This window comes from Rhodococcus sp. P3_B8 (assembly GCF_056402775.1).
Genome location: NZ_JBFUGT010000002.1, coordinates 104,513 through 124,543, shown reverse-complemented (window position 1 = coordinate 124,543; position 20,031 = coordinate 104,513). Strand labels below are relative to the sequence as shown.

The 20,031-nt window shown below is 68.2% G+C and carries 22 protein-coding genes; 8 read left to right on the top strand and 14 right to left on the bottom strand.

Annotated features, from left to right (window positions below; genetic code table 11):
• Positions 1-157: 157 nt before the first annotated feature.
• The gene (locus AC1D1G_RS01945) at positions 158-859 is read left to right on the top strand and encodes an MspA family porin (protein WP_280781868.1); all 702 of its coding nucleotides are present in this window, start codon (positions 158-160) and stop codon (positions 857-859) included.
• Here AC1D1G_RS01945 and AC1D1G_RS01940 read toward each other — a convergent pair.
• From AC1D1G_RS01940 to AC1D1G_RS01925, 4 genes are all read right to left on the bottom strand, one after another.
• Complete coding sequence (locus AC1D1G_RS01940; protein WP_283332647.1) at positions 856-1,131, bottom strand: hypothetical protein; 276 nt, start codon at positions 1,129-1,131, stop codon at positions 856-858. The genes AC1D1G_RS01945 and AC1D1G_RS01940 overlap by 4 nt on opposite strands.
• A 111-nt stretch (positions 1,132-1,242) precedes the next feature.
• Positions 1,243-3,135, bottom strand: a complete 1,893-nt coding sequence (locus AC1D1G_RS01935; RefSeq protein WP_283353595.1) for a galactan 5-O-arabinofuranosyltransferase — start codon at positions 3,133-3,135, stop codon at positions 1,243-1,245.
• 11 nt (positions 3,136-3,146) lie between these two features.
• The gene (locus AC1D1G_RS01930; RefSeq protein WP_005248822.1) at positions 3,147-3,908 is read right to left on the bottom strand and encodes a decaprenylphospho-beta-D-erythro-pentofuranosid-2-ulose 2-reductase; all 762 of its coding nucleotides are present in this window, start codon (positions 3,906-3,908) and stop codon (positions 3,147-3,149) included.
• Entirely contained in the window at positions 3,908-5,341 is a 1,434-nt protein-coding gene (locus AC1D1G_RS01925; protein WP_280781865.1) for an FAD-binding oxidoreductase, read from the bottom strand. The genes AC1D1G_RS01930 and AC1D1G_RS01925 overlap by 1 nt, the downstream gene beginning before the upstream one ends.
• A gap of 98 nt (positions 5,342-5,439) precedes the next feature.
• Here AC1D1G_RS01925 and AC1D1G_RS01920 point away from each other — a divergent pair, with 98 nt between their 5' ends.
• From AC1D1G_RS01920 to AC1D1G_RS01910, 3 genes are all read left to right on the top strand, one after another.
• Complete coding sequence (locus AC1D1G_RS01920; RefSeq protein ID WP_280781864.1) at positions 5,440-5,916, top strand: GtrA family protein; 477 nt, start codon at positions 5,440-5,442, stop codon at positions 5,914-5,916.
• A gap of 122 nt (positions 5,917-6,038) precedes the next feature.
• Positions 6,039-6,947, top strand: a complete 909-nt coding sequence (locus tag AC1D1G_RS01915; protein WP_477950763.1) for a PIN domain-containing protein — start codon at positions 6,039-6,041, stop codon at positions 6,945-6,947.
• A 170-nt stretch (positions 6,948-7,117) separates the two neighbouring features.
• The gene (locus AC1D1G_RS01910) at positions 7,118-8,155 is read left to right on the top strand and encodes an alpha/beta hydrolase (protein WP_280781862.1); all 1,038 of its coding nucleotides are present in this window, start codon (positions 7,118-7,120) and stop codon (positions 8,153-8,155) included.
• On the opposite strand, the gene AC1D1G_RS01905 is transcribed toward AC1D1G_RS01910, so the two are convergent.
• From AC1D1G_RS01905 to rfbA, 6 genes are read right to left on the bottom strand one after another with little or no spacing between them, the layout of a single operon-like run.
• On the bottom strand, positions 8,156-9,232 hold the full coding sequence (locus tag AC1D1G_RS01905; protein ID WP_477950760.1) for a S1C family serine protease: 1,077 nt from the start codon (positions 9,230-9,232) through the stop codon (positions 8,156-8,158).
• 28 nt (positions 9,233-9,260) lie between these two features.
• The gene (locus tag AC1D1G_RS01900; RefSeq protein ID WP_105414012.1) at positions 9,261-9,668 is read right to left on the bottom strand and encodes a TIGR03618 family F420-dependent PPOX class oxidoreductase; all 408 of its coding nucleotides are present in this window, start codon (positions 9,666-9,668) and stop codon (positions 9,261-9,263) included.
• A 15-nt stretch (positions 9,669-9,683) separates the two neighbouring features.
• On the bottom strand, positions 9,684-10,493 hold the full coding sequence (locus AC1D1G_RS01895) for an enoyl-CoA hydratase (protein WP_009477166.1): 810 nt from the start codon (positions 10,491-10,493) through the stop codon (positions 9,684-9,686).
• A 22-nt stretch (positions 10,494-10,515) separates the two neighbouring features.
• On the bottom strand, positions 10,516-11,022 hold the full coding sequence (locus AC1D1G_RS01890; protein WP_283353592.1) for an SRPBCC family protein: 507 nt from the start codon (positions 11,020-11,022) through the stop codon (positions 10,516-10,518).
• Positions 11,023-11,079: 57 nt separating this feature from the next.
• On the bottom strand, positions 11,080-11,667 hold the full coding sequence (locus tag AC1D1G_RS01885) for a dTDP-4-dehydrorhamnose 3,5-epimerase family protein (RefSeq protein WP_283353591.1): 588 nt from the start codon (positions 11,665-11,667) through the stop codon (positions 11,080-11,082).
• Between the two features lies 1 nt (position 11,668).
• Positions 11,669-12,544, bottom strand: a complete 876-nt coding sequence (gene rfbA, locus AC1D1G_RS01880; RefSeq protein ID WP_283353590.1) for a glucose-1-phosphate thymidylyltransferase RfbA — start codon at positions 12,542-12,544, stop codon at positions 11,669-11,671.
• 63 nt (positions 12,545-12,607) lie between these two features.
• On the opposite strand from rfbA, the gene rfbB reads away from it, so the two are divergent.
• Positions 12,608-13,612, top strand: coding sequence for a dTDP-glucose 4,6-dehydratase (rfbB, locus tag AC1D1G_RS01875; protein ID WP_283353589.1), 1,005 nt, complete (start codon positions 12,608-12,610; stop codon positions 13,610-13,612).
• Here rfbB and AC1D1G_RS01870 read toward each other — a convergent pair.
• The 3 genes from AC1D1G_RS01870 to AC1D1G_RS01860 form a co-directional block, all read right to left on the bottom strand.
• The gene (locus AC1D1G_RS01870; protein WP_283353588.1) at positions 13,602-14,393 is read right to left on the bottom strand and encodes a class I SAM-dependent methyltransferase; all 792 of its coding nucleotides are present in this window, start codon (positions 14,391-14,393) and stop codon (positions 13,602-13,604) included. The genes rfbB and AC1D1G_RS01870 overlap by 11 nt on opposite strands.
• Positions 14,394-14,403: 10 nt before the next feature.
• Positions 14,404-15,396: a lysylphosphatidylglycerol synthase transmembrane domain-containing protein gene (locus tag AC1D1G_RS01865; protein ID WP_317569577.1), complete on the bottom strand. Its 993-nt coding sequence runs from the start codon at positions 15,394-15,396 to the stop codon at positions 14,404-14,406.
• Between the two features lie 69 nt (positions 15,397-15,465).
• Positions 15,466-16,185 carry a DapH/DapD/GlmU-related protein gene (locus AC1D1G_RS01860; RefSeq protein ID WP_477950756.1) on the bottom strand — a complete coding sequence of 240 codons (720 nt, stop codon included), beginning with the start codon at positions 16,183-16,185 and terminating at the stop codon, positions 15,466-15,468.
• A gap of 104 nt (positions 16,186-16,289) precedes the next feature.
• Here AC1D1G_RS01860 and AC1D1G_RS01855 point away from each other — a divergent pair, with 104 nt between their 5' ends.
• Complete coding sequence (locus AC1D1G_RS01855) at positions 16,290-17,390, top strand: DegT/DnrJ/EryC1/StrS family aminotransferase (protein WP_477950754.1); 1,101 nt, start codon at positions 16,290-16,292, stop codon at positions 17,388-17,390.
• On the top strand, positions 17,390-18,355 hold the full coding sequence (locus tag AC1D1G_RS01850) for a Gfo/Idh/MocA family protein (RefSeq protein WP_283353584.1): 966 nt from the start codon (positions 17,390-17,392) through the stop codon (positions 18,353-18,355). The genes AC1D1G_RS01855 and AC1D1G_RS01850 overlap by 1 nt, the downstream gene beginning before the upstream one ends.
• Here AC1D1G_RS01850 and AC1D1G_RS01845 read toward each other — a convergent pair.
• Complete coding sequence (locus AC1D1G_RS01845) at positions 18,345-19,301, bottom strand: NAD(P)/FAD-dependent oxidoreductase (protein ID WP_477950751.1); 957 nt, start codon at positions 19,299-19,301, stop codon at positions 18,345-18,347. The genes AC1D1G_RS01850 and AC1D1G_RS01845 overlap by 11 nt on opposite strands.
• An 86-nt stretch (positions 19,302-19,387) precedes the next feature.
• On the opposite strand from AC1D1G_RS01845, the gene AC1D1G_RS01840 reads away from it, so the two are divergent.
• Positions 19,388-20,011, top strand: coding sequence for a helix-turn-helix domain-containing protein (locus tag AC1D1G_RS01840; protein WP_477950749.1), 624 nt, complete (start codon positions 19,388-19,390; stop codon positions 20,009-20,011).
• The last annotated feature ends 20 nt before the right edge of the window (positions 20,012-20,031 follow it).

The following is a 20,031-nucleotide window of genomic DNA, read 5'->3' as shown; positions in this document are numbered from 1 at the left end:
CTGAGAGCTTCCTTGGTTGCGATCTCGTGATTGTTGCGTGTATCACATCAAGTTGATTTGTGAACTTCTGATCAATACAGGGATATTCTCCTGCCCCACTGGTTACGCTCAGCATGCTTTTTCGTATCGGTTGCAGTGCACTCTGAATGGGGTCGGCATGACGGACATCAGCACATCTCGATTTGGGTACAAACGGTTTACACGCTCGGTGGCAGTCGCTGGCATCGCCGCGCTCGCCATGGTCATGGGCAATGGCACCGCGTCGGCCGGCGTGGACAATTCCAGTTCCGTGATCGATGCACAGGGAAATCGCATCGAAGTCGTGCAGGGCGACACGCAGTATCAGACAGTTCCGCCGCTGGACGGCGTACCCACCAGCGTGGAGTTCTTCCACAACGGTTACGCCGGGGTCGCCATCACCGGGCCGAACGCGGAAGAGTTCGAGGGAACTCAGCTCACCGTCGGCTATCAGATCGGTTACCCGGTCGCACTGGCCGGCGCGACGATCGTCCTGAACACGCCCGGACTCGGGTTCGCGATCGGGTCGAGCAACGGAATCGACCTGGGACTCCTCCCGGAGCTCTCGCTGGGTCTGAATGCCGGGACGAACGTCGAACTCGCCGGTGACATCATTCCGTCGCAGGAACTCGACATCGACCTGGAGCCCGGTGGAATCACCACCGTTCCGATCCTCGAGGGTCAGGAGTTCGACGGATCGGCCGCTGTGGTCAGGATGCAGGGAGTTCATGGCTCCATCTCCGGTGCTATCGGGCCGGTCACCATCCGTCCGTACGCAATGGCCGTGACGGAGAACGGTGACACCGTGATGACTTACGGTGTGCCGCAGAAGCTCAACTAGGCAGCCCGCCCGACAGGGTGCCTGACAGGGGTCGCCGGACTGATGTCCGGCGACCTTTGTCGACTGACATGGACGACGGCGTCGCCTGTGATCCATACGGCGGCGCCGAGCAAGGCGATTACGAAAAGCACCCAGTGCCCGGCGTAGACACCGACGATCGCTCCGATCGTCACGGCGAGTCCGGCATGCACGACCACCTCACCGCCGGCGGTGCCGAGGAGATAGTCTTCGGCACCGCTATCGGCACGTCGAGGCTCCACTGCATCCGGCATGACCGCTCCTCGCGACGACCCGACAATTCCCCTCGGGGCGCGGGAAATACCCGCCTCCCTGATTGGCTGCGGGGTTCCCGCGAGGTGGCGAGATAAACGTGAACAGACCGATCAGTTTCTTGTGACGACCACGAACGGCCCGGTCTCCGACACCGTGAATCGGGGGTCGTCGAACAGTTCTTTCGGGAACGTGACGGTGTAGCGGCGCACGTTGGGATCGTTGGGATACACGTCCTCGGCGAGCCGCAAGGTGTACCCGTCGGGGCCCTGGCGGAACACGAACGCGTCGGGGGCGCGCCACGGCGCCGCGTCGAGTGCGGTCACCAGCTGGTCGGGCGTCTCGAGTTCGCTCCAGTCCGCGATGGTCCCGGCGCGTCCGGCGAAGTCCGCCAGGGGATTCGAGTAGTGCGACGTCAGCGCCTGGAACCCGAGGTAGGGATAGAAGCTGAGGAAACTGGTGTCGGCGGTGAGGACCACCGTGTCGTCGCGGTCGCGGGGGACCTGCGCCTGGATCAGCTCGTCGACTGCCGCGTAGTGAGCGGCGGCGCCGGGTGGGCGCTGGTCGGCGCGTTCACCGTTGCCGTCGGTGTCGGTGTAGGCGACGGCGATGTCGGAGTCGAGGAACTTGGGGATGTTCTGGACGAACGACAGCGCGCCCAGCACGCCGATCACCAGGACCGCCCCCTTGACCCGCGGGTTGTCGCTGGTCGCGAGCACGAGCCAGCCTGCGAATTCGACGAATCCGAAGACACCTGCCGCGCCGAGCAGGACGATCAGCACAGGCTCGAGTCGGAACGAGAGGAGGGTGCTGCCGAGCACGGTGACCGCCATCGACAGCAGCGACCACAGGTAGATGGCCACCACCCCGACGCCGAGTGCCTGCGCGCGCCGCGACGTCGACGCGCGGGCGACGAGCCAGATGGTGCCGAGCAGGCACAGTGCCCCGGTGAGGGAGAAGTGGATCATCGGCAGTGGCAGATGTGCGCCTGCCTCGGGCAGATAGTGCAGCGCTGTTCCCGACGCCGCGGGCGAACCGCCCACGACCTTCAGCAGATACGGCAACCAGACCGTCAGTGCGAGAAGGCCGGACACRGCGGCGATCACGATCAGCCGGACCAGCGGATCGATCGCCGCCCGCCACGACTTCCGGGCGCGTATCCGCAGGGTCGCGGCGAGCAGTGCGAGCAGGGTGATCGCGAAGGCGGCGAGCCCGAGATACAGCGTGTAGAACGTAGCGGCGAGGCCGAGGAACAGTCCGGTGCCGATCACGGCGCCCCAGCCGCCGCGCCCGTCGACGCGGTTCAGCCCGCCCCAGGCGAGGACGAGTGCGGGACCGATCAGCAGGGTGATGACGGCGCCGTACGGTTCGGGTGATCCGTAGGCCAGGACGAGTGCCGTGGTCGCGAGGGACACGACGATGGCCAGGTCGTGGCGGATCAGGTTGCTCCACAACACCAGTGCCACGACGGCTGCGACGGCGAGCGATCCGATGGCGTATGGCTTGAAGGCTTCCCAGCCGTCCATGCCGAGGAGGTTGGCGACGCGCCCGCCCACCCAGAACCAGCCGGCCGGGTAGTACGGCGGCAGGTCGGCATACGTCATGTCGCGCAACGCCGCCGAGTCGGTCAGCCGGGTGAGGTACTCGGTGCGGAACTCCTGGTCGACGGAGACGCCGTGCAGGTAGAGCTTGGTGGCTGCGAGAGGCAGACCGAGGGTGACGGTCACGAACCCGGACAGGCTCGCCCACGACAGCAGCCGGGCGAACCGCGGGGCCCGGTGCAGTCGTACGAGCAGGACGGACACCGCGATACCGGCGATGGCCACGACCTGGCCGACCGTGGTGACGGCCTGGGTCACGTTGGACGAGTTGAACGCCGGCCACTGCACCCGCGCGAACGCGAACAGTCCGACCGCCGCCACCACTGCGGCCGCGACGGCCCCCAGCAGCATTTCGACAGCTGTCGACAGGGACCGTCGGGCCGGTGCTACGTCTGCTTCCGTCACGAGGGCGAAGCTTAGATGGGCAGCTTCTTGAAGATCGGTCGCGGGATGTGCCGCAGGATCATCATCACGTAGCGGAAGGCGCCCGGCGCCCACACGAGATCCTTGCCCTTCTCCGCCGACGTGACGGCGAGCTTGGCCACGTCTTCCTTGTTCACGGTGAGCGGGGCTTCCTTCACGTCCGCGGACATGCGGGTGCGGACCTGGCCGGGACGGATGACGAGGACGCGCGGACCGAACTCGCGCAGCGCCTCACCGAGTCCGAGGTAGAAGCCGTCGAGTCCGGCCTTGGTGGATCCGTACACGAAGTTGGAGCGGCGCACGCGCTCGCCCGCGGCGGACGACATGGCGATGATCTGGCCGAAGCCCTGTGCCTTCATCTTCTCGCCCACGAGCACGCCCACCGACACCGCGGCCGTGTAGTTGACCTCGGCGATCTGGACGGCCTTGCGCTGGTTCTGCCACAGTTCCTCGGCGTCGCCGAGCAGGCCGAACGCGACGATGGCGACGTCGACGTCGCTCTTCGCCCACGCCTCGTCGATGACCTTCGGGTGGCTCTCGGTGTCGACGGCGTCGAAGTCGATGACGTCGACGGCGTTGGCGCCGGCCGCTTTCAACTGGGCGACGGCGGCATCGCGACCGGGATCACCCGGCAGCGCGGCGAGGATCACCCGCATCGGCGCCTTCTTCAGGTACTCCTCGCAGATCGCGAGACCGATCTCGGAGGTGCCACCGAGCAGCAGCAGAGTCTGGGGGTTCCCGACAGCGTTGATCACTAGAGTTCCAACCTTCTGGACATATCGGAGGCGAAGACATTGGTGGGGTCGTACTTGCGGCGGGTGGCGATCCACTCGTCGATCCGCGGGTACATGGCGTGGAAGGTCTCGGCGGTGGTCCGCGAGTCCTTGGCCGTGTAGAGGCGGCCGCCGAACTTCAGGACCCGCTTGTCGAGTTCGGTGACGAACTCGTTCAGGCCCGGCTTGATGCGGAAGTCGACACAGATGTTCCAGCCCGGGATCGGGAAGCTCAGCGGGGCCTGGTTGCCCTCGCCGAACAGCTTGAACACATTGAGGAACGAGTAGTGCCCCGACTTCTGGATGTCGCGGATGATGGCCTTGAATTCCTCGACCGCGGTGGTCGGCACCACGAACTGGTACTGCAGGAACCCGTTGGATCCGTAGGCGCGGTTCCACTCACCGAACATGTCGAGCGGGTGGTAGAACTGCGTCAAGTTCTGAACCTTGTCGCGGTAGGTGCCGGACTTCCGGAACCACAGCTCGCCGATCATCGAGAAGTTGAACTTGTTGGCAAGGCCGTTCGGGAAGACGTCCGGGAACGTCAGCAGCTGCGGGGCATCGAACGCGAGGGGGTTCTTCTGCAGCTTGGCCGGCAACTGGTCGAGCTTCGCGAGCGAACCGCGGGAGATCGCCGCGCGACCCAGCTTCGGCGGCGCCGCGATGGCGTCGAACCAGGCGCTCGAGTACTCGTAGTTGGATTCGCTGCCGTCGCTGTGCAGCGCGATGGTCTCGTCGAGCGTCTGGGTGACGTCGCCGTCGGCGATGAAGTACGCCGTCTCGGTGGGCGTCATCTTGATGGTCGCCTTGAGGATGATGCCCGTCAGGCCCATGCCGCCGATCGTCGCCCAGAACAGCGCGCCCCTGGGGTCGTTGCGGCCGCCCTTCGGCGTCAGCGTGCGCACCTTGCCGTCGGCGGTGAGCAGGTCCAGCGACACCACATGGTTGCCGAAGCTGCCGGCGCTGTGATGGTTCTTGCCGTGGATGTCGGAGCCGATCGCGCCGCCGATGGTGACCTGCCGGGTGCCCGGCAGCACCGGAACCCACAGACCGAACGGCAGGGCCGCCTTCATCAGCTGGTCCAGGTTGACGCCGGCGTCAACCTCCACCAGGTGGGTGTCGCGGTCGATGCGGTGGATCCGGTTCAGCGCATTCATGTCGATGACCAGGCCACCGGCGTTCTGCGCCGGGTCGCCGTAGGAGCGGCCGAGGCCGCGGGCGATCACCCCACGCTGCAGGTGAGCGGGCTTCGACTCGTTCTGCTCCGCGACCTGGGCGACCGCTCGCGCGATCACTTCCACGTCGGGAGTGGACAGCACCTGCGCGGTGGTGGGCGCGGTGCGTCCCCAGCCGGTGAGGGTGCGGGTCTGTGTGGGGAGCGCCTGGGTGGGCGTCTCTTCTGCTGTCGTGGACATCGAGGTAGAGGGTACCCGGAGGCCGGCCCCGCGGGCCCGTGCGTGCTTATCCACCGCACGCGGTCGACAAGTACTCACGGGGCGCTAGCCTCGTCGTCGTGTCAGAAACCCAGCCGAGTCACGAGCACGAACCGCACGTTCCGCTCCCCGTCGAGATCCCCGTCACCGAAAACATCGCGGACGACGCACTGGACCTGAAGACGCAGATCATCCGTTTCGTCCTGACCGGCGGATTGTCGGCGATCGTCGACTTCGGCCTGTACGTCCTGCTGTTCGAAGTGGTCGGGCTCCCCGTGAACGTGGCGAAGTCGATCAGCTTCATCGCGGGCACCACCACCGCGTACCTGATCAACCGCCGGTGGACGTTCAAGGCCGAACCGAGCCGTGCCCGCTTCGTGGCCGTCGTCGTCCTCTACGCGGTCACGTTCGCCGTGCAGGTGGGCCTCAACTGGGTGATGTATCACGCTTTCCCCGACGAATGGTGGCGTCTGCCGCTTGCGTTCGTCATCGCCCAGGGCACGGCGACGGTCATCAATTTCGTCGTGCAGCGCGCGGTGATCTTCAAGATCCACTAGGGCCTGCCGGGCAACCACACGGCAATGCCCCGATGGGTGCTGCGATGACCCCGATCCGGGTGTTTCGGTAACGACTCAGCAACTTCTCTGGCGCGGCAGGCGTGTTCGGTGAGAATCGATCAATGCTGATTGTTCTCGACACCTCGGCCGTCACACGAGACGCGCGCTTCGAGACGTTCGTCCGCGACGCCCTCGACCACGGCGGCCGGGTGCTCGTTCCCCGCCTCGTCCTCGTCGAGGTAGCGCACCGGTACCAGCGGGAATCCGTCGCCATGATCGACGCCCTGACCGTCCAGGCGCGGATGTACGACCGGCTCGGGCTCCGGGAGGACCTGTCGGTCTTCGTGGACGCCGCCCGGGCCAAGGCCGACGGGTACGTCGACTCGCTCGCCCGGCAGCTGGAGGCGATGGGCTGCGACGTGATCGAGCCGGCCCACGTATCGCACCTCGACATCGCCGGTCGCGAGTTGCAGCGTCGTCGCCCGTACGTGGGCAAGAAGCGGTACGGCTACACCGCCACGGTGAACTGGCTGACGGTCCTGGACATCGCCGATCGCCGCCCGTCCGAGGACGTGGTGTGGGTCAGTGCGAACTCCCGGGCGTTCGGCAGCGGCGAACCCTCGACGTGGCACGACGAGATCTGGGCCGAGCTGCAGGACCGCGGCCTCGAGAACCGGGTGCGGTGGGTGGTCGATCTCGACGACGTCGATCTCCGGGACACGGACGTGCCTCGCCGCGAGCGGGTCTTCGAACCGGTCCTGCCGCCGCCGCCCGCGATCGCGGTGCCGGCTCCGCTCCCGCCCCGGCCTCCCCTCCCGCCCCGGGCACCCGTAGCGACTCCCGACACCGTCGAACCCCCGGCCGCGACGCTTCCCCCCGTGCACGTGGCACGACCCCGGGTGGCGCCGCAGCGGATCCTGCCCTCGGGCAACGCGGACACCGGCGGGCGTCGCGGCATCGGCAGGATGATGGGCGGACGAAAGCGCAAGGTCACCGTGGTGGACGAGCTCGACGAGCTCGATTTCGGCTGAGTCGACCCCTCGATGGCCCACTTGCCACGCCTGCGATAACGATTCGGGCAAAGGGGATAACGACTTGGGGCCGAAGCCACCATGAGTGACACACGACCGCGGCGGGTACTCCAAGGTTGAAGTTACGTATCCGTCAACGGCGACGGGTACCGGCGACCAGGGGAGAAGGCATGAAATCTGTGCCGAACGACCGCAAGCCGTCCGCGCAGCAGCGGAGCGGGACACCGATCGTCCAGTACCGTTCGGGGGCGAGGCTCGCGGGGCCGAGTATCGAATCCCAGGTTCTCTACCAGGCGTGCAGGTGGTTTCTCCGGCCTGTGGTGCGGATGGCCCCGATCAACGAATCGGCGATTCGCAGGGCCGCGTTGCTGGACTTGGCGGCGGGGATCCGTCCCGCGTCCGGAATTCGCCGACAGAAGGTGCGACTGCCCGGATTCGACGCGGAGATCGTGCGCGCGCCGGGGGTGTCTCCGGATCTGGGTGACGGTGTCGTCCTCTACCTGCACGGCGGCGGGTTCCTGTGTTGCGGGCTGAACACGCATCGGCCGGTGGTCGCGACGATCGCGAAGCTGACCGGGCTGCCGGTGATGCACGTCGGCTACCGGCAACTGCCCGACACGAACATCAGCGGTTCGGTCGACGACTGCCTGACGGCGTACAAGTGGTTGCTGGAGAACGGAGCCCGCGCGGGCGGGACGGTGTTCGCCGGCGACTCGGCCGGCGGGTTCCTCGTCTTCGCGACCGCGCTGAAGGCCCGCGAGGAGGGCGTCGATCTGCCCGCCGGCCTGGTCGGACTGTCGCCGCTGCTGGACCTGGACTGCGCAGACAAGCTGGTGCACGCCAATGCCGCCCGCGACGTGTTCGCGCCCGTGGAGGCGCTCGTCACCATCGGCAAGCTCGGCGGCGAGGTGGACGGCGTGCTCGACCCCGCGCTGTCGCCCGTGAACGGGACTCTCGAGGGTCTGCCGCCTGCGCTGCTGGTCGCTGCGGAAGGTGAGGTGCTGAGGTCGGATTCGGAGCTGATGGCGTATCGGCTGAGCGCTGCGGGTGTTCCGACGACGCTGCAGATCTGGGACGGCCAGGTGCACGCGTTCCCGGCGTTGTGGCCCGGTCTGCCGGAAAGCCGTGCGGTGCTTCGGCGTATCGCGCGTTTCGTCACGACACGCGTGCGACCGGAAGACGGTGTCGCCCGGGACAAGACCGCCTGACTACCGCGGCGGGCCTTTCTCGAGCACGATCGTCGTCGATCGCTGTTGTCCACTCTCGTCGAACCAGCGCACCGCGACCTCGTCGCCGGGGTGCCGCGCGAGCATGCGTTCGCTGAGATCGTCCGAGGACCGGACGGGTGTTCCGTCGAATTCGGTAATGACGTCTCCGATCTCGATGCCGGCGTCGTCGGCGGGGGTGCCGATGCTGACCCAGAGCACTTCGGCGCCCCGATCGTCGTCGGTGACGCTGATCCCGAGGAGAGGGGTGTCGCCGATGTGCACGGTGGCGGACGTGGTTCCGGCGCGGACCTGATCGACGATCGTCATCGCGATGTCGATGGGCACCGCATACGATCTCGGCTGAATGGGAGCGGGTTTCGTGGGGTCGGAGTCGGCGTTGCCCGCGGTGTTGACGCCGATGACGGCGGCGGTGGCGTCGACGAGGGGGCCGCCGGAGTCGCCGGGACGTACGGCCGCGTCGATCTGGATCAGCCCGTTCAGCCGGTTCCGGGAACCGTCGGTGGAACTGCGGGCGGTGATCGTCTGCTCGACGTCGGTCACGAACCCGCGGGCCGCCACCGGAACCCCGCCTCCCTCCGCGTTACCCACCGCGGTCACCGGGTCGCCGATTCCGATGGCGGTGTCCTTCGCGAGGGTCGCCACCGGGAGGTCGCCCGCGCCCTGGAGCCGGAGTACCGCGACATCGCGGGAACTGTCGTACCCGAGGACGTCCGCGACGTACTCCGCACCGCTGCCCAGGCTCACCGCGCTGATGTCGAGGGCGCCGTCGATCACGTGATGGTTGGTGAGGACGACGCCGTCGGGGGTGAGCACGATCCCCGTTCCCGCGGTTTCGACGAGGCCCGAATCCGCGACGAGCGTGACGATCGCCGGGATCGCCCTGGCCTCGACCTCCTCCGGGGTCAGGACCACGGGCGGCGGCGGAGGAGGCGCTGCGGGCTGAGCGACCGTCGCCGCGGGCGTCCCCGGTTCGCGGACCGGTGGTGCGCTCAGCAGCAGGCTGCCGATCACCGCCGTGGCCACGGCGAGGACCGTTGCGACGCGGGGGGTCGTCATGCCCGGTTGTCGTCGTCGCGGAGTCGGTTCAGGACTGTTTCAGCGATCCCCAGCCGTGCCAGGTGTCGATCTCGATCCAGGCGCTGACCCGTTTGCGGTCGCGGACGGGGTACGGCTTGCCGGTGTAATGCGTCGCGAGGCGGTCGATGTCGGCGAGTTCTTCGTCGTCCACGAACTCGGCCACCCGGCCCTGGACGCTGACGTGGGTGATCCAGTCGTCGGGGTCCATCGCGGTGAGGCTGACGCGGGGGTCGCCGCGCAGGTAGTCCAGGCGTCGACGCTCGGCGTCCATGTTGACCAGCACCCTGCCGTCCTCGAACAGGTACCAGGTGGCCACGGACACGGGCTGGCCGTCGGGTCGGACGCAGGCGATGGTGGCGTAATTGGGCCGAGCGAACATCTCGGCGGCTTTCGGTGTCAGAGGTGGCTTCGACATGTCCGAAAGATACTCCTAGCGCCGGTCCCGGAACCGGGGTTCGCGCTTGTCCTTCCGCGCGGCGGTGGCCTCCTCGAAGTTGTCGGTCAGCAGCCGCACCAGCAGCTGCCCGAGTCCCTCCTGGTGGATGTGGGCTTCGAGTGAGGCGGCGTCGAGCCCGGACCACAGCGTGCGCTTCGTCAGTTCCAGGCCCGGCCGGGAGAACCGCGACATGCGCTCGGCGAGGTCGAAGCATTCGTCCAGGAGGTCCTCGCCGGGCACGCACCGCGACACGAGTCCGATCCGCTCGGCCTCGTCGGCGTGCACGTCGCGACCGGACAGCATGATCTCGAACGCCCGGGACGAGCCGATCGCCCGGGGCAGCAGGTAGCTCAGGCCCAGTTCGCTCGCGGTCAGGCCGTTGTTGATTCCCGCCGCCCGGAAGTAGGCGTCGTCTGCCGCGATCCGGATGTCGGAGGCGAGCGCCAGGCACAGGCCGCCGCCGATGGCCGCGCCGTTGACTGCGCTGATCACCGGCTGGTGCATCCGGCGGAGCGAGAGCACCACGTTGTCGAGCATCTCCATGGCCCGCAGGGCGACGGTCGGCGGGGTGAGGCCGTCGACGTGGGGGAGCGTGCCCGCGGATCTCTGGTCGGCGCCGGAGCAGAAGCCGCGGCCGGCGCCGGTGATCACCACCGCGCGCACCGCGTTGTCGTTGCTGATCTCCTCGAGTGCGTCGCGGAACGGGATCATCACGTCGAACGCCATCGCATTCATGCGTTCCGGGCGGTTGAGCGTTACGAGGGCGATGCCCGGCCGGGGGTGGTCGACGACGACGAAGTTCACGCACTCGATACTAGAACACGTTTCAATTCTGTGGATCGATTTGTGGTCGCGGACGCCCGGGGGCGACCGTGCGCGCGAGGATGCCCAGCGTCGCGCGCAGGGCATTCTCGGAAATCACCGGGAAGATCCCGGAATCGCGCCACACCGGGTCGATGGACGACCAGTCGTAGAACGAGGTCACCATCGTTCCCTCGTCGATCGGCTCGAGCCGGTACCCGTACACGTGCCCGATCTGCGGCCGGATCTGGCCGAGAACCTTCCAGGAGATCTCCCGGTCGGGCACGAACGTCTCGATCGTCACCGTCACGTCGTAGAGACCGAGGTCGAAGTCGTTCAACGCGTCGCGGTCCATGTGCACGACGAACGTGTCGCCCGCCGCCGTGACGCGGTCCCCTTCCGCGGACATCAGCATCCCGGAACTGTCGATCGCCACGTGTCCCACGGGATCGCAGAGGAGGCCGAAGATCGTCGCCGGGTCCGCGGCGACAGCCCGCCGGACCTCCAACCGCTCGCCGGTGTCAGTTGTCATGTCCGCATCCTGCCACCCCATGTGAGTGCCATCGAGTGCTCGGGCACGCAAAAACACTCACATGGGGTAGGTGGGCAGCACTCCGGCGTCCAGGGCCTGCTTCAGAGACGGTGCGGCCGAATCCTTCTCGGACAGCTGGAACGTCAGCGGGCTGCCGTCCCGGCCCACCGTGGGCCAATCGATTCCCAGTTCGGGATCGAGTGGGTGGAGGTCGTGGTCGAGGGCGGGGGTGTACTCGATCGAGCACAGGTACATCACGGTCGACGCGTCCTCGAGGGACAGGATCGCGTGGCCGACACCGGCCGGAAGGTAGATCGCACGGCGGTCGACGTCGTCGATGAGCACCGAATCCCACTGCCCGAACATCGGCGACCCGACGCGCAGGTCGACGATGACGTCGAGGAACGCACCCTTGACGCAGGTGACGTATTTCGCCTGCCCGGGCGGGTTGTCGGTGAAGTGGATGCCGCGCAGGACACCGGCGGCGGACACCGAGCAGTTGGCCTGCGCGAGTTCGAGGCTGTGCCCGACGGCGGCCTCGAACTCCGAGCCCTTGAACCATTCGAGGAACACGCCGCGGTCGTCGCCGAACTGCCGCGGGGTGATCTCCCAGGCGCCCGGAACCTTCAGTTCCCGATACTCCACGTCACCAGTCCTTGCCGCGTTCGAGAAGTTCGAGGAGGTAGTCCCCGTATCCGGACTTGCCGAGAGTGTCGGCGCGGGCGCACAATTCGGCGTCGGTGATGAACCCGCGGCGCCACGCGACCTCTTCCGGAACGCCGATCTTCAGCCCCTGCCGGTGTTCGAGCGTGCGCACGAAGTTCGCCGCCTCGAGCAGCGAATCGACGGTGCCGGTGTCGAGCCAGGCGGTTCCGCGGGGAAGCACCTCGACCTGTAGCCGTCCGGCCTGCAGGTACGCCTGGTTGACGTCGGTGATCTCGTACTCGCCGCGGTCCGACGGCCTCAGGTCGCGCGCGATCGACACGACGTCGTTGTCGTAGAAATACAGCCCGGGGATCGAGAAGTTCGACTTCGGGGTGGCAGGCTTCTCCTCGATCGACATCGCCCGGCCCGTGTCGTCGAATTCGACCACACCGTAGGAACTGGGATCGGATACCCAGTAGGCGAACACGGCGCCGCCGTCGATGTTCTCGAAGCGGTTCAGCCGGGAACCGAGTCCGGGGCCGTAGAAGATGTTGTCGCCGAGGACGAGGGACACGGACTCGTTGCCGATGTGGTCGGCGCCGAGCACGAACGCCTGCGCCAGGCCGTTCGGTTCCTCCTGCACCTTGTACGTGAGGTTCACCCCGAACTGGGAGCCGTCGCCGAGGAGCCGGCGGAACTGCTCCGCGTCGTGCGGGGTGGTGATGACGAGGATGTCCCGGATGTTGGCCAGCATCAGGGTGGAGAGCGGGTAGTAGATCATCGGCTTGTCGTAGACCGGGACCAGTTGCTTGCTCACTCCGAGAGTGATCGGGTGCAACCGGGACCCGGTACCGCCTGCCAGGATGATTCCGCGCATGTGCGCAGTGTTCCAGTGTTCGCGTCGGATAGAAACTCGGGCGCGCCACTAGGGTGGGTGCACATGAGGCTTCTCGTGACAGGCGGCGCCGGGTTCATCGGTGCGAATTTCGTGCACCAGACGGTCGCCGAGCGCCCGGACGCGCAGGTGACGGTGCTCGACGCGCTGACGTACGCCGGCAACCGGCGGTCGCTCGACCCGGTGGCCGACCGCATCGAGTTCGTGCACGGCGATGTGGCGGATTTCGCGCTGGTGGACCGTCTGGTCGCGGACTCGGACGCGGTGGTCCACTTCGCCGCGGAATCGCACAACGACAATTCGCTGGCCGATCCGACGCCGTTCGTGCAGACGAACGTGATGGGCACGTTCTCGCTGTTGCAGGCCGTCCGCGCACACGACGTCCGGTATCACCACATCTCCACCGACGAGGTGTACGGCGACCTCGAACTGGACGACCCCGAGCGTTTCACCGAGTCGACCCCGTACAACCCGTCGAGCCCGTACTCGGCCACCAAGGCATCCAGCGATCTGCTGGTGCGGGCCTGGGCGCGGTCGTTCGGGGTGCGGGCCACCCTGTCGAACTGTTCCAACAACTACGGCCCGTACCAGCACGTCGAGAAATTCATTCCGCGCCAGATCACCAACCTGATCGACGGGGTGCGCCCCCGCCTGTACGGCAGCGGGAAGAACGTGCGCGACTGGATCCACGTCGACGACCACAACGCGGCCGTCTGGACGATCCTGGAGAAGGGGAGTCTCGGTCAGACGTATCTGATCGGCGCGGACGGCGAGGTCGACAACCGGACCGTCGTCGGAACGCTGCTCGAACTGTTCGGCCGCGACGCCGACGACCTCGACTTCGTCACCGACCGCCCGGGCCACGACCTGCGCTACGCGATCGATTCGACGCGGCTGCGCACCGAACTGGGCTGGACGCCGCAATACAAGGATTTCCGCACCGGGCTCGAGGCCACCGTGCGGTGGTACCGCGACAACGAGTCGTGGTGGCGGACGCAGAAGGAATCCGCGGAGAAGGCGTACGCGGCCACGGAATCCGTCATCGGCTGACGGTTCCGCGGAACGCCCACGCTCTCGCGGTCAGTGCGATGCGGCCTGCGTCGTCGCGCCTCGAGCGGGCATCGAGCAGGTCGCGAAGGGCGTCTCGGCGCCCGGCGGTCAGGGACGCGCAGTACCCGGGCGCCGGTCCCTGCCCGCCCAGAAACGGGAGCCAGAAATCGTCGAAGTCGGCGAACACGGTCGGAACGTCGAGCGGGTGCACCTCCACCCCGGCCAGCCCCGCGGCGGACAGCGCATCGCGGAGCGGCTGCGGCCGGCAGAGCGGGAAACGGACGCCCTCGTCGAGGTTCGCCGCCGCCTCGTCGAGTTCGCGCGCGGCGTCCCAGAACGCGCGAATCATCTGCATCCCCTCGGCGTAGTCCCACACGTACCCGGCGACCGTCCCGCCGGTTCGCGTGACTCGGCGCATCTCGGCGAGCCCGTCGATCGGGTGGGGAACGAAATTGAGGACCAGCCCGGACACCACGCGGTCGAACTCGCCGTCGTCGGCGGGGATGGATTCGGCGGTGCCCGACCGGACGTCGAACCGGGGATCGTCCGTGCCGGCCCGAGCCGCCGCCGCGAAGGGCCGCGACGGTTCGACGCCGACCACCCGGGCCGGTTCCGCCGTGCGGAGAACGGTGTGGGCGAGGGCGCCCGTTCCGCAACCCACGTCGCACCACATCTCGTCCGGGCCCGCGGCCAGCCACCGCAGGAACTGCGTTGCGACCGGCCGGCTCCAGCGGCCGATGTAGCGCTCGTACGCGGGATCGATCTCCCAGGCGTCCGTCATCGCGATCTCCTCAGGACGGCTGCGGTACCCGGGAATCCTCGTGGACGAGGGCGTTGCGCAGCGAACGGGAACCGGCGATCGCGGCGACGAACCCGGCGAGCACCTCGCACAGCGTGAACACCAGGCGTGATGCGAGGGCCAGCCCGAGCGCGACCCCGCTGTCCATGAACGGGGACAGCGCCGCGACGACGACGGCCTCGCGGACCCCGATGCCGGACGGCGCGACCACCACCAGCACGCCGGCGCACATGCCGAGGGCGATCGCGCCGATGCACTGGACCAGGGTGCCCGCCGCGAATCCCACCGAACTCGACGCGAGGAACCAGAGGTGCACGCCGTAGAGGACCCAGCTGACGGCGCACCAGCCGAGGGCCCGCGCGATCTTGTGCATCGTCAGCTGCCGCTGCAGCGGGGCGCGCCGCAGGATCCGCAGGGCGAGGTTCACCAGCCGGGTGAGCACCGGTGGATAGCAGCAGACGAGGGCGATCGGGACGAGAACGATCACCGCGACCGCCGCGACGGTGCTGATATGGAACAGGGCGGGCAGCGCCAGCAGCCCGACGACCAGCGCCGACGTGATGCTCAGCCCGACGGTGACGAGGACGGCGACGAATCCGTTGGCCCGCGACACCCCGGCCCGGCGCACGAGCTCGGTCTGGAGCACGAACGCCCACACGCTGCCCGGCAGATACTTGCCGAGCTGACCGACCAGGTAGCAGCGGGCGGCGTCGAAGGCGGGGATCGGGTGTTCGAGGGCGCCGAGCGCGTGCTGCCACGCGCGCACCGCCGCGCCCATGCCGAGGAAGACGAACACCGCGGAGACGGCGAGCGCCCACCAGTCCAGCTGGGTGATCGTGTCCCTGACCTCGGCCCACTGCGATTTCACGGCGAACGCGACGGCGACGACGATCGCGAGGGTGACGAGGATCCGCAGCGCGTTCATCAGGACGGCGCGACCGCCGCGGTCCGGGACGATCTCGGGATCGGCGTCCACGAGGACCACCCCCTCACCGGCAGTGCGCTGCGACGGTGCAGCGTTCGTTTCCGACGATAGCAATCGGCGGGCGCCGGATCAGGAAACGAGCGGTTTCACCGCCAGCTCCCGCCACCAGGCGAACGCGCCGGCGAGCGACTGGGGGAGTTCCGCGTCGGCGTCGAGCCGCCCCGAGGCGTACAGCGCCGCCACGGCCGCGATGTCCCGGTCGGCGATCCCGGCGCGGCTCATGCCCACCCGGTTGGTGCCGCGCAGGGCGGCCGGATTGCCGAACACCGTGGCGAACGGCGGAATGTCCTTGGCGACGACCGATCCCATTCCCACCATCGCGCGCGCACCGATCACCCGCCGCTGATGCACCACCGCGCTCATGCCGAGATTGACGCCGTCGCCGAGGGTCACGTGACCGCCGAGGGTGCTGGACGGCGAGAGGACGCAGTCTTCGCCGATCCGGACGTCGTGCTCGACGGACGTGTGGTTCATGACGAATCCGCCGCGCCCGATGGTCGTCGGCCGCTCGGCGCCCTGCTGGACGGCGCTCATCTCCCGGATCACGGTGCCCGCGCCGATCACGACCCCCTGGTGCGGGCTGACCTCCGTCCACGTGCGGGGATGCGTCTTCCCGATCCACTCCGGCGGCGCCCCGAGCGTCGCGTGGGCGCCGATCCAGCAGTCGTCGCCGATGTCGAGAGGGCCGGTGAGGACGGCATACGGTCCGATGCTCACGCGGTCCCCGATCGTGACGCCGTCGCCCATCACGACGGTCGGGTGGATCTCGCAGTTTTCACCGATGGTCATGAAAGTTGGCGATTCCTTCCAGGAGCCGTGCAGACCGTGGGAACCTTCAAGAGGGTGCAATCTGTGAAGACGGTGTGAACGCACGTCAATCTATCGGAGGAACCGTGATCGCGATCTCGAGTATCTCTTTCGGAGAGGACGTCGAGCGCGAGGTTCTCGACACCCTGCGATCCGGGATGGTCGCGCAGGGACCGAAGGTCGCGAGGTTCGAGGAGGGGTTCGCCGAACTCGTCGGCACCCGGCACGCCGTGGCCGTCAACAGCGGCACCACCGCGCTGATCGCGGCACTGCGGGTGCTGGATCTCCAACCGGGCGACGAGGTGCTCACCACCCCGTTCACGTTCGTGGCCACGCTCAACGCGATTCTCGATTCCGGCGCGACGGCCCGGTTCGCCGACATCGGGGAGGCCGATTTCGCGCTCGACCCCGACGTCGCGGCGCAGTGCGTGAACGAGCGCACCCGGGTGCTGATGCCGGTGCATCTCTACGGGCAGACCGCGGACATGGGTGCGCTGATGCCGCTGGCCGAGACCGAGGGGCTCGCCGTCGTCGAGGACGCCGCGCAGGCGCACGGTGCCACGTTCGACGGCAAGGGCGCGGGCAGTTTCGGGCTCGGCTGCTTCTCGTTCTACGCCACCAAGAATCTCACCACCGCCGAGGGCGGCATGGTCACGACGGACGACGACGCGGTGGCCGACCGGTTGCGGGTGCTGCGGAATCAGGGCATGCGCCGGCGCTACGAATACGAGATGGCGGGCCAGAACTTCCGGATGACGGATCTGCAGGCCAGTCTCGGGTTGCCGCAGCTGGGTTCCTATCTGCGACAGGTGGAGTCGCGCCGCCGCAACGCCGAAGCGCTGCGGACCGGTCTGAAGGACGTCGAAGGTCTCGTTCTGCCTTCGGAACTCGCGGGCCGCGGGCACGTGTGGCACCAGTTCACCGTGATCCTCGCACCCGATGCGCCGATCGACCGCGACACCCTCGCGCAGCGCCTGAGCGATCGGGACGTCGGCAGCGGCGTCTATTACCCGAAAACCGTCTACGACTACGACTGCTACCGCGAGCATCCCCGGGTGATCGCCTCACCGACGCCGGTCGCGACGTCCGTGGCCCGCCGGTGCCTCAGCATCCCCGTTCACGCCGCACTTTCCACCGACGACGTCGACCGGATCGTCGCCGCGGTGCGCGAGGCGATGGAGGCGTGATGACGTCCACGCGACCGCGGATCGCGCTCGTCGGATCCGGCAAGATGGGTTCGCTGCACGCCCGCGTTCTCGCGCAGTCCCCGCTGTGTGACCTCGCCCTGCTCGTGGAACCGCGGGAGGAACACGGGCGGGAGGTCGCCGCACGGTTCGACACCACGTGGGCCGCGGATTTCGACGAACTGGACGGGATCGATGCCGCCGTCGTCGCGGCGGCGACACCCGCCCACTACGAGTTGGCGGGCCGCGTCCTCGACCTCGGCAAGCCGGTGCTCGTCGAAAAGCCGCTCGCCGCAACGTACGAGGAGAGCACGGATCTGGTGAAGCGCGCGGCCGCGACCGGTGTCCCGCTGATGTGCGGCCTGCTCGAGCGATACAACCCGGCGGTCCGGACGGCCCGCGAATTCGCCGGTGACGTGTGGCAGGTCAACGGAATCCGGCACTCGCCGTTCGTCTCCCGCATCCCCACCGGCGTCGCGACCGACCTGCTGATCCACGACGTCGACCTCGCGATCGGTTTCGTCGGGTCACCGCCCGTCGGCGTGAAGGCCGAGTTCGGGTACTTCCACGACAGTTCGCGGCGCAACGAGGCCGAGGACTGCGCGGAGGCGGTGCTGCGTTTCGAATCCGGTGCGGTGGCCACCATCTCGGCCAGCCGGGTGAGTCAGCGGAAGGTCCGGCAGTTGTCGCTGTTGGAGCCGGACCGCCTGATCGAGATCGACCTTCTGCGCCGCGACATCACCATCTACCGGCACATCGACGACGACCTGCCCGCCGACCGCGACGGCTACAAGCAGCAGACGGTGATCGAGATCCCGACCCTCCGCTACAGCGACGAACCCCTCGCCGCCCAGCTCGCGCATTACGTCGGTCTGATCGGCGGCGAGGGGGACGCCGACGCGGAGCGCGACTCGATCCTGCCCGCGCATCGCGTGGTCCACGAGGCGACGGTGTCGGCTACCGGCTGAGCGCTCCGGCGACCGCCAGGCGGGTGTCTTCCGCGATCAGGTCGGCGTTGAGTGCAGCCGCGGCACTCAGGCCGGCTCCGGCGGCGACGATCACCTGCGCCTTCGGGTCTGCGACGTTGCCGGCCACCCACACCCCCGGAACCTCGGTGGCGCCGGTCGCGTCGGCGGCGACGGCGGTGCCGATCACGTGTCCGGCCATCTCCATCTCGGTCGTGTCCAGGCCCAGGCTGGTGAGGAAGTCGGCGCGGGCCCGGAACAGGGGTGCGACCACCACGGCGGTCACGGGGAAGACCTGACCCGTGCGCAGCCGGACCCCGGTCAGCCCGTCGTCCTGCACGTCGAGCCCGGCCACACCGCCGTCGATCACGGCGATACCGCGTGCGGCGAGTTGCTCGTACTCCTCGCCGGTGGGTTCGTTCGCGTCGTTCAGGAACAGCGTCACGTTCTCTGTCCACTGCCGCCACATCAGCGCCTGGTGCACCGCCAGCGGACTGCCGGCCAGGACGCCGACCGGCTGGTCCCGGACCTCCCAGCCGTGGCAGTACGGGCAGTGCAGGACATCGCGTCCCCAGCGCTCGGCCACCCCGGGGACGTCGGGGAGCACGTCGACGAGGCCGGTGGTCACGAGCAGTCTGCGCGCCCGCACGGTCGCGCCGTCGGCGAGCGTCACCCGGAACTGGCCGTCCCCGACCTTGTCGGCGGACGTGACGGTGCCGGTCACGATCTCGCCGCCGTACCCGGCGACCTCCTCGCGTCCGATGGCCAGTAGTTCGCCGGGCGGTGTGCCCTCTCGGCCGAGGTAGTTGTGAATGTGCCCGGCCGGTGCGTTGCGGGGGGCGCCGGCGTCGATCACGAGCACCGAGCGGCGTGCCCGCGACAGGGTCAGTGCCCCGCCGAGTCCGGCCGCTCCGCCACCGACGACCACTACGTCGTAACTATCTTCCATCGCGTTCTCCTTCGTTCGTCGACCTCGTGACGTCCACTGTCCGGGGAGCCAGCGAAACTGGCAAGCAAGTTTGCCGCTGTGGCAACATGGTGGGTGTGAACGACGACGTACCCGATCTGGACGGCGTCCTCGACGCCGTGGGACCGCGGCTGAAAGCCCTCCGCCAGCAGCGCGGCGCGACCCTCGCCCAGCTGTCCGAATCCACCGGGATCTCGGTGAGCACCCTGTCGCGGCTCGAGTCCGGCCAGCGGAAACCCGCTCTCGAGCTGATGCTCCTGCTGGCCCGCGCCCATCAGCTGCCCCTGGACGAACTCGTCGACGCACCCGCCACCGGCGACCCCCGCGTTCATCTGCGGCCCCTGGAGCGGAACGGCTCGACGATCATCCCGCTGACCCGCAGGCCCGGCGGGATCCAGGCGTTCAAGCACGTGATCCCGCCGGGTGACCCGAACGGCGTCCCGAACCTGCAGGTCCACGAGGGCTACGAATGGCTGTACGTCCTGTCCGGCCGGCTGCGACTGCTGCTCGGCGAACACGACGTGATCCTGACGCCGGGGGAGGTCGCGGAGTTCGACACCCACGTCCCGCACTGGTTCGGCAACCCCGGGCCGCAACCGGCGGAGATCCTCAGCCTGTTCGGTCCCCAGGGCGAGCGGGCGCACGTCCGCACGGTCCCGCGGGGAACGGCAGCCGAGCGCGACCGTCGGTAGAATTCGTCCGGACCGGTGAC